Annotated in this window: 12 protein-coding genes; 4 read left to right on the forward strand and 8 right to left on the reverse strand. The window is 35.2% G+C overall.

Translation table 11 applies throughout. From position 1 onward, the window contains the following. Positions 1 to 26: 26 nt before the first annotated feature. Positions 27 to 1,250: an ABC transporter substrate-binding protein gene (locus MKX29_RS02075; protein ID WP_289433208.1), complete on the reverse strand. Its 1,224-nt coding sequence runs from the start codon at positions 1,248 to 1,250 to the stop codon at positions 27 to 29. Between the two features lie 789 nt (positions 1,251 to 2,039). Here MKX29_RS02075 and MKX29_RS02080 point away from each other — a divergent pair. Together MKX29_RS02080 and MKX29_RS02085 are read left to right on the forward strand one after the other, a co-directional pair. After that, complete coding sequence (locus MKX29_RS02080; protein ID WP_444507177.1) at positions 2,040 to 3,137, forward strand: CotS family spore coat protein; 1,098 nt, start codon at positions 2,040 to 2,042, stop codon at positions 3,135 to 3,137. Beyond that, on the forward strand, positions 3,134 to 4,492 hold the full coding sequence (locus MKX29_RS02085; protein ID WP_341103662.1) for a glycosyltransferase family 4 protein: 1,359 nt from the start codon (positions 3,134 to 3,136) through the stop codon (positions 4,490 to 4,492). The genes MKX29_RS02080 and MKX29_RS02085 overlap by 4 nt, the downstream gene beginning before the upstream one ends. 429 nt (positions 4,493 to 4,921) lie before the next feature. Here the strand turns inward: MKX29_RS02085 and MKX29_RS02090 are convergent, their stop codons facing one another. Genes MKX29_RS02090 through MKX29_RS02100 form a run of 3 tightly spaced genes read right to left on the reverse strand, consistent with a single transcriptional unit; the run spans position 4,922 to position 8,342 of the window. Then, on the reverse strand, positions 4,922 to 6,112 hold the full coding sequence (locus tag MKX29_RS02090) for a glycosyltransferase family 4 protein (protein ID WP_341103664.1): 1,191 nt from the start codon (positions 6,110 to 6,112) through the stop codon (positions 4,922 to 4,924). Then, positions 6,112 to 7,065: an NAD-dependent epimerase/dehydratase family protein gene (locus MKX29_RS02095; RefSeq protein WP_251163091.1), complete on the reverse strand. Its 954-nt coding sequence runs from the start codon at positions 7,063 to 7,065 to the stop codon at positions 6,112 to 6,114. The genes MKX29_RS02090 and MKX29_RS02095 overlap by 1 nt, the downstream gene beginning before the upstream one ends. After that, entirely contained in the window at positions 7,062 to 8,342 is a 1,281-nt protein-coding gene (locus tag MKX29_RS02100; protein WP_341108172.1) for a UDP-glucose dehydrogenase family protein, read from the reverse strand. The genes MKX29_RS02095 and MKX29_RS02100 overlap by 4 nt, the downstream gene beginning before the upstream one ends. A 208-nt stretch (positions 8,343 to 8,550) precedes the next feature. Here MKX29_RS02100 and MKX29_RS02105 point away from each other — a divergent pair, with 208 nt between their 5' ends. Then, on the forward strand, positions 8,551 to 9,378 hold the full coding sequence (locus tag MKX29_RS02105) for a UTP--glucose-1-phosphate uridylyltransferase (RefSeq protein ID WP_341103666.1): 828 nt from the start codon (positions 8,551 to 8,553) through the stop codon (positions 9,376 to 9,378). 328 nt (positions 9,379 to 9,706) lie between these two features. On the opposite strand, the gene MKX29_RS02110 is transcribed toward MKX29_RS02105, so the two are convergent. After that, positions 9,707 to 10,792: a CotH kinase family protein gene (locus tag MKX29_RS02110; RefSeq protein ID WP_341103668.1), complete on the reverse strand. Its 1,086-nt coding sequence runs from the start codon at positions 10,790 to 10,792 to the stop codon at positions 9,707 to 9,709. 157 nt (positions 10,793 to 10,949) lie between these two features. Here MKX29_RS02110 and MKX29_RS02115 point away from each other — a divergent pair, with 157 nt between their 5' ends. Next, complete coding sequence (locus tag MKX29_RS02115; RefSeq protein ID WP_341103671.1) at positions 10,950 to 11,111, forward strand: hypothetical protein; 162 nt, start codon at positions 10,950 to 10,952, stop codon at positions 11,109 to 11,111. 186 nt (positions 11,112 to 11,297) lie between these two features. Here MKX29_RS02115 and rlmD read toward each other — a convergent pair whose 3' ends face one another. From rlmD to pdaA, 3 genes are all read right to left on the reverse strand, one after another. Next, positions 11,298 to 12,695: a 23S rRNA (uracil(1939)-C(5))-methyltransferase RlmD gene (gene rlmD, locus MKX29_RS02120; RefSeq protein WP_341103673.1), complete on the reverse strand. Its 1,398-nt coding sequence runs from the start codon at positions 12,693 to 12,695 to the stop codon at positions 11,298 to 11,300. A gap of 17 nt (positions 12,696 to 12,712) precedes the next feature. Next, on the reverse strand, positions 12,713 to 13,576 hold the full coding sequence (locus MKX29_RS02125) for a DNA-3-methyladenine glycosylase family protein (protein ID WP_341103675.1): 864 nt from the start codon (positions 13,574 to 13,576) through the stop codon (positions 12,713 to 12,715). A 325-nt stretch (positions 13,577 to 13,901) separates the two neighbouring features. Further along, complete coding sequence (gene pdaA, locus MKX29_RS02130) at positions 13,902 to 14,696, reverse strand: delta-lactam-biosynthetic de-N-acetylase (RefSeq protein ID WP_341103677.1); 795 nt, start codon at positions 14,694 to 14,696, stop codon at positions 13,902 to 13,904. Positions 14,697 to 14,772: the final 76 nt, after the last annotated feature.

Here is a 14,772-nt window from a genome sequence, read left to right on the forward strand (position 1 = left end):
TACAGGTAAAGAGTCCCTTTTAAATCTTATTTTGCTTTCTCGTATCCAGGATCTTCTGCCGGCATTTGCACTTTTTCATACGTACGAACGAGTTCAAAGACGATTTCTCCATCTTTCTCGGCACCTTTTAAAATATAGTGATTTTGGATTGGGTGATTCGTTTTTGGATCCAACTCAATTGGGCCACGAGGGCTATCAAATGACAAACCAGCTTTTAGAGTTTCAATAATATCCCCAACTTCTGTACTACCAGCTTTTTGAATTGATTCTGACATAACTTTGGCCGTATCATAGCCGTTAATAACATAGTTGTCGGGCACTTTATCATACTTCTTGGTATAATTTTCAACGAACTTTTTGTTTAACTCATTTTCTAAACCCACATGATAATGAGACAGTGTATAACCATTAACTACTGCATCATCAACTGCTTCAACTGTTGAAGGGGCATTCAAAACAGAACCACCATCGACAAGAGCGTAATTCTTAGCTAATCCAAATTCCTTAAATTGTTGCACAAATCTCGGACCGTCCGCACCTGGTATAAACATAAATACAGCATCAGCATCATGCTGTTTGATTTGATTAATATAAGAAGAAAAATCACTTGTACCTGAAGGTGCCCAAAGAATATCTAATACTTCTCCCCCGTGTTCTTTAAAATTAGCAGAAAAGTCAGTCGCCTGTTCGTGCCCAGCCACATAATCAGAAGCGATAACGACTGCTTTTTTACCAATATTCTCAGCCATATCAACACCTAATGTGCCTGCATAATTGAGAGAGGAAAAACCAATTCGCCAAACATAATCACTTTTGTCTCCCCATGATAAGCTATTACCTGAACCGACTACATTAATGATTGGTACACGTTTATCCTTTTCAGCAGCTTCTGTGAGAGCATATGAAATACTACCAATTGTACCTCCTCCAAGGTAATCCACTTCCTGGTTCAGGGTTAACTGTTGATAATTCTTCAAGGCTTTTTGAGGATCTCCAGCATCATCCTCGAAAAAAAGTTCTACTGGTCTATCACCAATTTTGTAATCATTCTCTTCGAAGAAAAGCTCTACCCCCTCTTTCACCCCTTCACCCATAAAAGCAAAATTGCCTGTTAAAGCAAGTGTAAAGCCTAATTTAATTGGTTCACCTTCACCATCTCCTGACGCTTGTCCACCACCACTCCCACAAGCTACTAGAAACATACTTAGCACTAACATAATAGCCAGTAACGCCCTTTTGTTCTTCTTCATTTACCCTTCCCCCTTATTTTCAATTTTCAGACCATTTAAACCAAATCAACTATAGAGCTTTTGTTTCTAATAGAAAACACTGTTGTCTCAGTGTTTTCTTGTCATTTATTATAGTGGATAAGAAATTGTATGAAAAGACTAAATTTTTTATAAATTAAATATATTCAGTATAAAGTTTTATTAGTAAATCTTTATACTCATTAATTTTTAATAAATATCTGTTTTTCCATCACATTTTATTATTTAACAAAAGAAAATTACATTATATTTTTTATAAATCTCATGTAAAGACATCTTACATATCTATCAATATACTGATAGATATGTAAAAATAATGACAAATATAAAAAAACAAAAGGACATCAATGTTTTAAATAAAAAACACTGATGCTCTTTTGTTACATAATTTTAAAAGTAAGATGTGCTATCATCCCCCGTCTGACATATCCCTGACAACTCTTAATTTGCTAAAGCATTTAACGTTAATGAATGGTGTTTTATCACATCTCACACAAAGAAATTCTGTTCTTAGTGCCACTTATCATCAAATTTCTCCATATTGCTTATTACATATTCTCCCTTTTACTTCACTCGTTACACTTTTATTCCAATTGAACAAGTTAAATGGAAAGGAATTCAAACTTAAAAATAAATATCTTCTTGATTCACCTTTTATTACATGGGCTTATACACATTATTTTTCATTTTCATATGGACAAATGTCCAACCTATTTTTACCAAAGTGAATAGGATGTAAAGACAAATTACCCAAGGAAAGGAATGACTAGTTTGGAGCAGCTTATTACACCATGGGATTTAGATGAGACATTAGCTGATTTATATGTGCCACCATTTATTGAAGAAATGGCTCAACAAGTGATTAAACAATACAATTTTAATGTGAGTAGCATGGAAGTTATTACAACAAAGGCAGATAAGGGTGGACTAATATGGAAGATTAATACGAGCATAGGACCCAAAAGTTTAAAAATACTCCATCGGAAACCCTCCAGGAGTTTATTTAGCATTGGTGCACAGGAATATTTAGTTAATGAAAAAAAGGCTAGAATACCACCGATTGTAAAGACAAAATCGGGTAGCAATATAGTGGAAATGGGAGGGAAAATCTGGTTTGTTGCCGATTGGATTGAACCTCTATATCAAGTATCTGCCGATATTGAAGGAGCAAAGCTATTGAGTAACGCTATTGGAGAGTTCCATCAACTTTCCAAAGGATATGTTCCTCCTAAAGGAGCAGAGAATGCTTCAAGACTTTTACGATGGCCTAATGCATATAAAAAAGTAGTGAGAAAAATATCTTGGTTTAAAAATGTAGCCAACTTATATTCAGAAATGCCCACGAGTAAGACGATTTTAAGTACAGTTGATATGTTTGAGGAGCAAGCAAAAAAAGCATTGACTATGCTGGAGCAATCCTCTTATCAACAGTTGGTCGCAAAGGGAAATAAAGAATGGGGATTAGTCCATCAGGATTATGGATGGTCGAATGGACAAATGGGACCTGGAGGTATGTGGATCATCGACCTTGATGGTGTAGCCTATGATTTGCCTATTCGTGATTTACGCAAACTCATATCTGGTTCTATGGATGATCTAGGAAGATGGGATATTGATTGGATTGTAGGCATGCTAGAAGCGTACAATGAAGCTAACCCTATCACTGACGAGTTGTTTGAGATTCTCTTGATCGATTTCTCATTACCAAATTTATATTATAAAAATGTAAAAGATATGTTATTCGAACCAACCATAGCATTAAATAGTGATTTGGATGCTATTGTCCAGCGAATCGTTGAAATAGATAAGACCAAATGGCCAATTCTTGAGCAATTACGTAAAGAATGGAGAGGGGAAAAAAGGAAATGAAAGTGCTAATAGTCTGTACGGAAAAACTCCCAGTTCCACCAGTAAAAGGAGGAGCAATACAAACATTCATCGCTGGAGCTATTCCAAACTTAAGTAAAAACCATTCTATTACAATAATCGGAAAGAACGATGACACATTACCGGATAAAGAAATAAAAGATGGTGTTCATTATGTAAGGGTTCCAGGAGGATTATTGGAGACTTACAGGGAAGGTGTCGTAGATTATCTTAAAAACAATACTTTTGACTTAATTCACATTTTTAACCGCCCCCGTTTAGTATTACCAATACGGGAAGTGGCACCAAACTCACGACTCATATTAAGCATGCACAATGATATGTTCAAGAGGGAAAAAATAGATACTGAAGAAGCCCAGAAAGCAATTGATCAATTAGATAAGATTATTACCATTAGTAATTATATTGGTAATGAAATAGTAAAGCTTTACCCCGATGCCCAACCTAAAATTCAAACGATTTATTCAGGAGTGGATTTAGAGCGATTTGTTCCAACGTATTCTGTCAAGGGTCAAAGGATTAGAGCTTCCATGCGTCAAAAACACAAACTAGAATCGAAAAAGGTAATTTTATTTGCTGGACGACTTTCAGTGAACAAGGGAGCAGATATACTTTTACGATCCATGCTAGATTTGGCTAAAAAGCATCCTAATGCGGCCTTGGTTTTAATGGGAAGTAAAGGCTTTAGTGATAATAGAATGACTGATTACATTGCTTATATTAAAGCGATTGCAGAACGCCTTCCTATACCTGTTATAACTACTGGCTTTGTTCATCCTGATGAAATTCAAGACTGGTTTGCTACTGCCGATATATTCGTCTGTCCTTCTCAATGGGAAGAGCCGTTAGCACGCGTACATTATGAAGCAATGGCGGCTGGGTTACCTATTGTGACAACTGCTCGTGGAGGAAACCCTGAAATAATCGAGATTGGAAAAAATGGGTTTATCGTTGAACAAGCAGATGATCCTCGAGAATTTGTAGCTCATTTATCCAAATTACTTTCTAGTCCTTCTCTTTGTAGAGAAATGGGTCAATATGGTCGTAGCTTTGTAGAAAAAAATCATAATTGGAATCGAGTCATCGACGATATTTCCCAAGTTTGGAGCGGGATTGATTATAAAATTAAAAATAACGTTGACATTAGTAGTACTTCAAACATGAATGGCGAGAAAGAAGAACAACTGTTAACCAAAAAAGCTGTAGCTGAGAAGATTTCGCCTATAGAGAAAAAACCTATCCGACCAAAACAAAAGCAGCCAATTAAGAGGATTACTACTGCTTCAATACCATGGATTAATAAAGAAATATTAGCTAATAAAGCAAGCAACTATTGAATCTTAGACTGAATCAACGATGGGGTGCAGAAAATGACGAAGCCGTTGAAATTTTACAATCATAAAATTTCAACGGCTTTATTTAAATAGAGATAAGGAAAACTTCTGATATGGTAAAGTGACTGTAACAAGATAAAATTAGGAATAAGGCTCCTACTGTTTAAAGATTAAACACAATGAAAAGTCAGTTTGCCTTTAGATTTAGAAATGATATTCTTTAAAAGTTATTGCTTATGTACAAGAAGGCTTGTTAGTATATCACCGACGAATGATGCTTAAAATCACCTGATCACCTACACACCAATAGTTTTTATCGGTCGCAAAATCTTGCTTTTTAACTGTCATTATTCACATCATGTTTACTTACAATAAAAAAGGTGAGCAAAAGGTTAGCTAGCAACCTTACTCACCCTCATTTTTGTTAATCGATTAGAATCGAAAGAGTGGCGACCGAAACATTTTACGATAATTATCTTTGTTTTGTTTTGGAATCAACTCAGAATAAACGTTGGTTAACCGGCTAGCAACATGATGAAATTGGAAATTTGATTCCACTAATTCTCTTGCATTTCGGGTAATGCTATTAATAGTATCCGGGTTCTTTAAATAGAAATTAATTCCTTTTGCAAATTCACTAGCTTGATCATACTTTTCAATTAAATAACCCGTTTCTTTATGAGAAACTACCTCTGCATTTCCTCCCCTATTTGTTGATATTATAGGGATACCAGCAGCAAAAGCTTCATAGTGAACCCGAGCTAAGGGTTCTTGCCATTGGGAAGAACAACAGAAAATATCACTCATTAAAAAGATGTTAGAAATTTCACTTGCAGGAATAAAATTCGTGAAAATAACTTTGTCACCTAACGGTTCGGCTAGTTTCTTCAAATAACGAATATAGTTATTTATTCCATCATCACTAAACCACTTTCCCCCAGCAATCACAAGTACAGTATGAGGGTATCTTTTAGCAATAGCTTTAAAGGCGGATATTAGAAGATGAGGTCCTTTATTTTTAGTGAGCCTTCCTACAAATAATATGACCTTTTTATCTCCAATATTGTATTTTTGTCGATATTCTTCTCTAATTTGTTTTCCTTGCTCTGACCAGACAGGAGGATATTCTACTAAATCTACTCCTGAGTAAACTACTTTTGTTTTTGATTCTGCTTCTGGAAACCTCTCCACCACAGTTTGTTTTATATATTCACTAACCGTAACAATCCTATCAACAGAGTTTACAATTTCCTTTCCATTCTCCAGTGATACCTTTTTTTCAGAAAGCATATCATTATGAAGTCCTAAAACAAACTGACTTGAAGGGGAAGCTTTTTTATAGAGAGGAATATTTAATGGACGGTTAAAAACATGAATAACGTCAAACCTTTTTTCAGTAAGTATTTTAGCAATATCAATTTCATAACTTTCAGATGGTAACCGAATGTATTGCACTTCGTTACGCACTTCATAATTAGGTAGAGATGGATCGGTGACAGAGAAAATAGTTAAGTTATTTTCTTTACTAAGAAAAGGAACTACACCGTCAATCATCATTTGAATTGCACCTCCCTTTATAGCAGGAGAAGGGAGTTTTTCTGTACAAATTAAAGCAAGCCTCATTACTCTTCCTCCTTATAAATAATCTTTAAATCATTTATTTCTCGGAGAAGCCCTTCTTTTAACGGCACAGCTGGCTTATATTGCAGAATCTTCAATGCCTTTGAAATATCTGCCCAAGTATGTCGCGGTTCCCCGCGCGGTTCTCCAATAAATTCCACGTTGGCTTTTTTCCCTGTTAACTCTTCTAATATTTCAATGACATCCAAGATAGATTTCCGTTCTTTACCACCAATATTAATTGTCTCTCCAAGGGTACCCTCTGCATAAAGAGCAGCAAAAGTTCCTTCTACACAATCTTCTACAAACGTAAAATCACGTGTTTGTTTGCCATCACCGTATATTGGAATAGGTTTATTCGTTAAAATGCATTCGATAAATCGATGAAATGCCATATCAGATCGCTGTCTAGGTCCATAAACAGTAAAGTACCGAAGAATAGTTATTGGAAGACCATCATTTTCACTGTATACCTTACATAAATACTCTCCTGTTAGCTTCGTTACACCATAAGGAGAAAGTGGTGAAAGTGGGCAATCTTCTGAAACCATACCAACCTTTTCTCCATATACAGAAGAGGTGGAAGCGTAAATAAACTTCTTTAAAGAAACATTCTTACAAGCCTCTAATAGCCGTTGGGTGACAAGAATATTATTTTCCTCATACAACTTGAAGTTGTTACCCCAGCTTGAACGAACACCAGGTACAGCAGCTAAATGATATATCACATCATCTTTGGCAAGAATTTCACTCCAATCAATGCCTAGTAAATTCTTATTTATAAATTGAAAACGTGGATGAATCAACAGATTTTCTATATTTCTTAGTTTAGTTGACTTCTTGGATGGGTCTATAAAACCATCAATGCCAATAACCACATTCTCTTCTTCCTTTAATAACCTCTCACATAAATGAGAACCGATAAACCCTGCGGCTCCTGTTACGATAATCCTCATTGTCTAGCCACCCCAATATATTGAAGTTGATGTTTTCTTACGATTTTAGGGTCAATGATATTCCGTCCATCCACTAAAATATTTCCCTTCATTAACTCATTTACCTTTTTCCAGTCTACGGTTTTAAACTGGTTCCATTCTGTTGCAATAATTAATGCATCTGCTCCTTTAATAGCTTCATACATATCATGATGAATGGTAATGGCAGGTTCAAAAGAATTGACAATAGGATCATAGGCGTGGACCTCTGTCCCTCTTTCCAATAATTTCTCAATTAATAATAATGACCTTGATTCACGTATATCATCTGTGTCGGGCTTAAAAGCTAAGCCCCAAACGGTTATTTTTTTCCCATCCAAGTTTGTTAATTTATTTGTTAATTTATCAATATACAAATCAATTTGAGAGTCATTCACATTTTGAACGGCCCTTAACATCTCAGGATTGACATTTCTTCGTTTGGCAGCGTATTCTAATGCCCGAATATCCTTTGGAAAACAAGACCCACCATATCCTAATCCTGCATTCAAAAAATAGGGACCAATTCTATTGTCTGTTCCTAGCGCTTTTGCAATATGCGTTACTTCCACATTATAGGCGTCACAAATACGGGCGATTTCATTAATGAATGAGATTTTTGTTGCCAACAAGGCATTATTGGCATATTTAATCATCTCTGCTCCTGTTAATGAAGTAATAATATAAGGTGCTTGTAACTTCTCATACAGAATTTGAATTATTTTAATAGATTGAGTGCTTTTTCCACCCACAACAATTTTATCCGGGTTCATCATATCAAATACAGCGTTTCCTTCTCTAAGAAACTCTGGATTGGATACAACGTCGAACATACGCGAGTCGATCCCTTTTTCTATTAATGTTTGATGAATCCATTCATTGGTACCTGGTAGTACCGTACTTTTAATAATGATTGTTTTATGAGAGGTTATTGTCTGCACCAAGGTGTCAATGACTTCGTTAATCGCTGTTAGATTTTGACTCCCATCTTCTTTTGTAGGAGTACCAACTGTGATGTAAAGAATTGGGCATTCCTTTATCATACGCTGGATATCCGTTGAAAAATGAAGAAGACCTCTTTTTTTATTTCGAACAATTAGTTCCTTTAATCCTGGTTCATAAATAGGGATTTCTCCCTCAATTAATTTTTCTATTATCAATTTACTCTTATCAACACAGTAAAGCTCATGACCTAAATCCGCCAACACAGCACCAGTAGTTAAACCAACATACCCTGTACCAATGACACATATTTTCACCATTATCATCCTTACTTGCTCATGTTAAAAACATTCAATTTAACATTATCTTATTTAGCTTCAAACAAAACGTGAAAGGGGGATTAATATTTAAGGTAAAAGTGGTAAAAAAACAAAAACTATATGGTTATGTACCTTTTCTTATTGGACAAATTACCAAGTAAAATATATTAGATTAATATATAGAAAGTGAAGAGGAGAGGTTATGATGAAGACAGTAAAAAAAGCAATCATTCCTGCTGCAGGTTTCGGTACAAGAAATTTGCCAATAACAAAGGTGCTTCCAAAAGAAATGTTCCCGATCGCAGGTAAACCAGCCATACAATATATTATTGAAGAAGCCATTGAATCAGGAATTGAAGAAATCTTAATAGTGGTATCCCGTAATAAAAATATGATTTTAGATTATTTTGACCGATCTCTAGAATATGAAGCCTTTTTAGAAAAGACCGGAAAACAACATTTATTGAATAAAATTGTCGGACCTGCTATTTCTATTCAATATGTACGCCAACCCTTTGCAGATGGACTAGGTACAGCAATACTCTTAGGTAAAAGATTTGCAAGTAAAGATCCATTTGCTGTTCTTCTTCCTGATGATATATTTCTACAAAGGGGCCAGCCCGCTTTACGAGAGCTTTTAGACGTATACGAAAATTATCAATCTACAGTAATTGCTCTGGAAAAATTGAATGAAGAGTTATTAAAATACTACGGCGTAGTGAAAGCGATTGATTTACAAGATAATACCTATAAAATATCTGATATTGTAGAAAAGCCTCGCTCCACTCCCCCATCTAATTTAGCCGTAAGTGGGAGATACATTTTTGAACCATCTATTTTTTCATATTTAGAAAAAGGAAGTAAAGGAGTTGGAGGTGAAGTTCAACTAACCGATGCAATACAAAAATTATTAAAGTTAGAAAAGTGCTACGGTGTGGAAGTATCTGCAAAACGCTATGACATCGGTACAGATAAAGGATATTTCAACCTTATTCAAAAATTGATGAGTAATTTTAAAAAAGAGGATGAATAGTCCTTGTTTGCCTTGCTTGATTTATCCTGCAATTAAATATCCATTCATTCCTTATTGGTGTACTACAAAACGAATGAACTTAACAAAATATAGAGAGATTCCGCAGCCCGATCTCGACCTTGTTTTGCTTTTGCAAACTAGTCCAATAATTTACCTCTTATCTCAGACAGAGGTTTTGTCTAGGGCTGCGTTCAAATTCTGCATAACCGAGACATGCTCGACTTTGTCTCCATGGGAACTTTCATACCCTGTTTATAAACTACCTTTGCACACTAATATGACTCCCATCTAAAATACTGAGAGTCTAGGCATGAAATATTATTTCCCTTTATTCCAGATCATTAAGATGATCTCTAAGATACTGATTGCGATTTAAAATAAATTGCAGGATAAATTCTTGTTCTTTATCAAATAAATCAATAGCATCCTTTTTATATGGATCTAATGCTATATGGGGACGCAATAAATTATGAAGGTTGATAATTCTTGGTTCAAATTCCGAAACTGTGAAATAATTCTCTAATATCTCTTCTAAAAGAATGCGGTATTGAACACGAAATTCCTTTACATCAAGAAGTCTTGCCGTGAGTGTATTAAAACCTTCGATAGGAACTCGATTAAACTTCATAACCCCTCCATTCCAATCCCTTCCAAATGTTGCATCAAAATCCCATGGGATCATTTCATACAATCCTGATTCTCCATTTCGATAAAGGGCATAATTTTGAATGAAAGCATCGTAGTTTTGTGTGCAAATCACACCACACAGCCAAATTAAATATTTTTTGACATCCAAGTACTTTACAATTTCTTTGCCAAACTCATTACGTGGTATCGTATTGATTTTTATTATTAGCTTTTCTAAATCAGAATCGTCCTCAGCATTCCCTATTTTTCTCACATACCCTGAAATTAATGAAGATTTGGGCTCACCTTTGGTGGTTAACAAAGAAAAATTAGTTTGATGATTCGTTGCATAATAAATAGGCCCATATGAAAGTTGTCTTTTTTGTAAAAAGTGATCATCAACAGATTCAAGCTGTAAGTAAGTTCCTGAGGGCCTTCCATTTATCTCAATTAAAACATACCTGCAATCAGGTGAATTGATTCCAATCTGCTCAAAAAAATCGAAAGATAGCTTATTTCGAATGAAAGAAGGATCGCAATACTCTGCATTAATGTGAATTTCACGTCCAAGAAACTCCTCATTATATGTTCCAAAATCAACTTTGTAAGATTTTTTTCTTAATTTACGTGTATGATTTCCTCTATAAGTAATACCGATATCAAATGAATGATTGTTTATAACTAATTTAGATGGAATTAATTCATCATGCCAAATATTTTTTTCTAAAAATTCTATCAGTTCTGGTTGCGTAGAAATACTTAATGTAGGTATAGTATTCTTCTGCATCTTATATCATCGCCTCCCTCACTTTACCCATTATCATATGAAAAAAATAATGCAAATGATCATTAATTAATTGGAAGTTTAGAACCAATGAAAAATTTTTTCATAAAATAAACTACCTTAAATATTAAGGATTATTATTAAAAGGTGGTTTTTATAGATGGGAAAAGAAGACGTAAAAAAGCTTCTAAATGAGGCAAAAGACGCTGGGAATGAGGAATTTCTAAGTAGAAACCCAGGATCAAAAGCTAATGATAACCGCTCTGGCTCTGGTTCTGGCTCTGGCTCTGGCTCTGGTTCTGGCTCTGGTTCTCGTATATGAACATTAGACATTTTTAATCATAATTACTCATGACATGCAGGTAAGAATTGCACAGTTTGATGAAGTATTAAAATTGTAATAAGTTAATATACGGTCGCTACACACTAAAAAAGCAAGAAGTTGATGTGGTCATTCTGACGTAGTTAAAACGTGATTAATCACATCAATTCCTTGCCAATCACTCTGTTATATCAAGGTTAATAAGACGACACACTCCACGTGGGCTGTTTGTGGAAACATGTCTACTGGCTGTATGCTTTTTACTTTATATTGACGGTGGAGAAAATCGATGTCTTTTGCCAGTGTAGATGGGTTACAAGACACGTAAACCAATTTTTTAGGTTTGACTTTTTGGATTGTTTTTAATAATGCTTGATCCAAACCTGTTCTTGGGGGATCGACAACGATAACATCTGGACGAAAGCCTTCTTTCACCCATTTAGGTAACCATTCTTCAGCCTTACCCGTTACATATTTAGCATGCTTCACTCCATGTTTAGCTGCATTTCTCTTTGCATCTGTGATTGATTCTTTTATAATATCCATTCCACGTATTTCTTTTGCTTGATCTGCCAACCATAATCCAATTGTTCCTACTCCGCAGTACGCATCAACAATCGTTTCTTTACCAGTTAGATTTGCTGCTTTTTTGACTTCATTATACAATTTGACGGTTTGCTCTGGATTGAGTTGAAAAAAAGTACGTGCCGATAATTCAAATTGGATATCCCCTAGCATTTCATATATAAACGTTTCACCCGCAAGTGGTATGGTTTCATCCCCAAAAATGAGAGATGTTTTTTGGCCATTGACATTTTGAATAATCGAACGTAAATTCGGAATCCGCTTGGTAGCTTCTTCTACTATTAGTGAAGACTTTGGAAGCTCTTTTTGTCTTGTAATGAGCACAACTTGCACTTCCCCAGTTTTCACACCCACTCTCGTCACAATTGTACGGATATCACCTTTGCGCGTGCGTTCATTATAAGCACTAATGTTTAAATATTGAAGAATACGCTTCATCGTATTTGTAACAGATATTGTTTCTGGCTTCTGCACGATGCATTCATCAATATCAATAAGCTGATGTGAATTCATGCTATATAATCCTGCAATCACTTCACCTTGCTTCGTCCCTACTTGAAATTGGCTTTTATTCCGGTATCTCCAAGGGTCCTCCATTCCGATTGTTTGTTTTATTTGAATGGTGCTTGGATCTATTTTGGTGTGTCTCTCTAACGATTGAATAACCATATCCCTTTTTTCTATTAACTGGCGATCATAGCGAAGATGTTGTAACTGACATCCGCCACACTCACCAAATAACGGACAAGGTGCCTCTACTCGGTAGGGAGAAGGTTTCCTCACTTTTTTTATCTTTGCTTCTGAAAATTTCGGTTGAACATTTGTGACTTCTACTACAACCTCTTCATCAGGCAGGGCACCAGGAACAAAGACCACTTTCTTTTTAAAATATCCGACACCCTCTCCGTTAATACCTAACCTTTTGATTGTTAAAGGAAACCGTTGCTTGAGTTTTAACTGAACGGCAGTTTCTTTTTTACGATTCGTTTGTTTATTCAAAAATAATCACTCCACAGTTATTCGATACTACGCCATAAATAATAGGTGGCATAGCTTAAATAAGGCGTCCAGTCTTTTGCATATAATTCCATTTGTTCGTAGGAAGGCTTCTGCTCTAATTGATAAAGCTTTTTTAACGCATTTTGCAAGCCAATATCTGCCATTGGATAAAGATTATCTCTCCCTAAACCAAACATCAAAAAATTCTGCACTGTCCATGGACCTACGCCTTTTAATTTAATCAGTTTATCATGAATTTCACGATCTGACAGTTCTTTTAGTTGCAATAAAGATAATTGCTTTTCTGCTAACTCTTTAGCAATCCCAATAACATACTCTGCTTTCCTACCACTGAATTGTAATGCCCTTAAATCTTCAATTGTTACATTAGCTACTGTTTCAGGATCAGGATAAAACCAAGCACCATCTTTCTCATAACCAAACTTATGCACAAACCTCATTGTAAGCGTATAAGCAAATTTCATATTCAATTGTTGATGAACAATACATTTGAGGAGCGAACCAAATAAATCAAAATCTAACACAAAAGGTGTTCCATAATGAGCAAGAAATACATGACGCAAATCCGTTTTTAGAAAATGTTGATGAACATCTGCTAAGGGAATATTCCACCGAAAAATATCTGTTAATCTAACCAACGCTTCTTCTTTTGTTGCTTCATTTAATCCTGTCATAAGAAATTTAGGTTTGTTCGTTGTACCCAAACCGGTGATCGTAACAACGACGGATTCATTTTGTAACTTAAGGGGTACCTTTAACATTCTCTTGTCTCGATTCACCCAAATAAGCGGGTCACTTGATAAGCGACTTAAAACAGCATCAAAATTATAGGGTCCACCTATTTCTTTTATTATCTCCATTCACCGTTCATCCTTCACTGTTTTTTCTCGTATTATACTAAGGATCTTTTTATGAGCTTTTTCAACTGTCTTCTATCAAGACGAATACCTGTTCTTACATATAATTATAACAAGAATTTCACAATGATTTAATGGGGATTTTTACTTCTTATAAATGATGAATACTGCATCTATTATTTATGTTGCTTATAAATTTTGATGGAACTTTGTTAGCTTTGTTTTTCGCTTTTTTATGACTTATAGATCCAAAGCACTCTCTGTTTGCCATTATCCTTTCTTTATAAATCAAAACACCTACAATGAAGTTCATTGTAGGTGGTGACTGTTAATATAAGTAGGAGCTATCCAAGGCTTGGCTCCACATAAGATCGTCTAATGATTTGAATTCATATCCTCGTTTTTTTAAATCCACAATTGCTTGTTGCAAAGCATCTGCATTATCTTTTGATACTGTGTGTAATAATAATATGCTTCCTGGATGAATCTGCTTCATAATGTTGTCATAGGAGTATTTCCAGCCTTTTTGTTGATCTGTTTTCCAATCAACAAAGGCTAGAGACCAAAAGATATGGGTATAGCCCAATTCATTTGCGTAAGCCAATCCTTGTTCGTTAAAAATACCACGAGGTGGTCTTAAATAGGACATATGTTTAACACCTGTTAACTTTTCCGTCTCAGCTCTCACTTTTTCTAATTCTTGTTTATATTTATCGCGACTAATCCTTGTCATATCTGGGTGAGTCCAAGAATGGTTGCCGATTATATGTCCGTCCTTTGCCATCCTTTTTACTAAATCTGGTGCCGTACGAATATAATGACCTGTAATAAAGAATGTCGCAGGTACTTTTTCTTTTTTAAGCACATCAAGAATTTTATCCGTATACCCATTTTCATACCCATTATCAAAAGTAAGATAAATTTCTTTTTTAGTCGGATCTCCCTTATAAACAGATTGATGCTTTGTTAGAAGATTATCAAGCATTTTTCCCGCTTCCGCCGGCGATTCATTCTGTGCTTTTTTAATTCCCCAATGGATAGGAGCATGGCTGAATTCGCTTGCTGAGACAGGGATTGAACAGATAAACAGAAAGATACTTACTAATATCATCAATTTTTTCATAGCGCTTCTCCTTCTTTTTTTCTTATTGTTTGCTAGCAACAATAAATTACGAGCGCTAAAAGTTTCCAAAATAGTT

The organism is Cytobacillus sp. FSL R7-0696 (genome assembly GCF_038006865.1).
Classification (GTDB): Bacteria; Bacillota; Bacilli; order Bacillales; family Cytobacillaceae; genus Cytobacillus; species Cytobacillus kochii.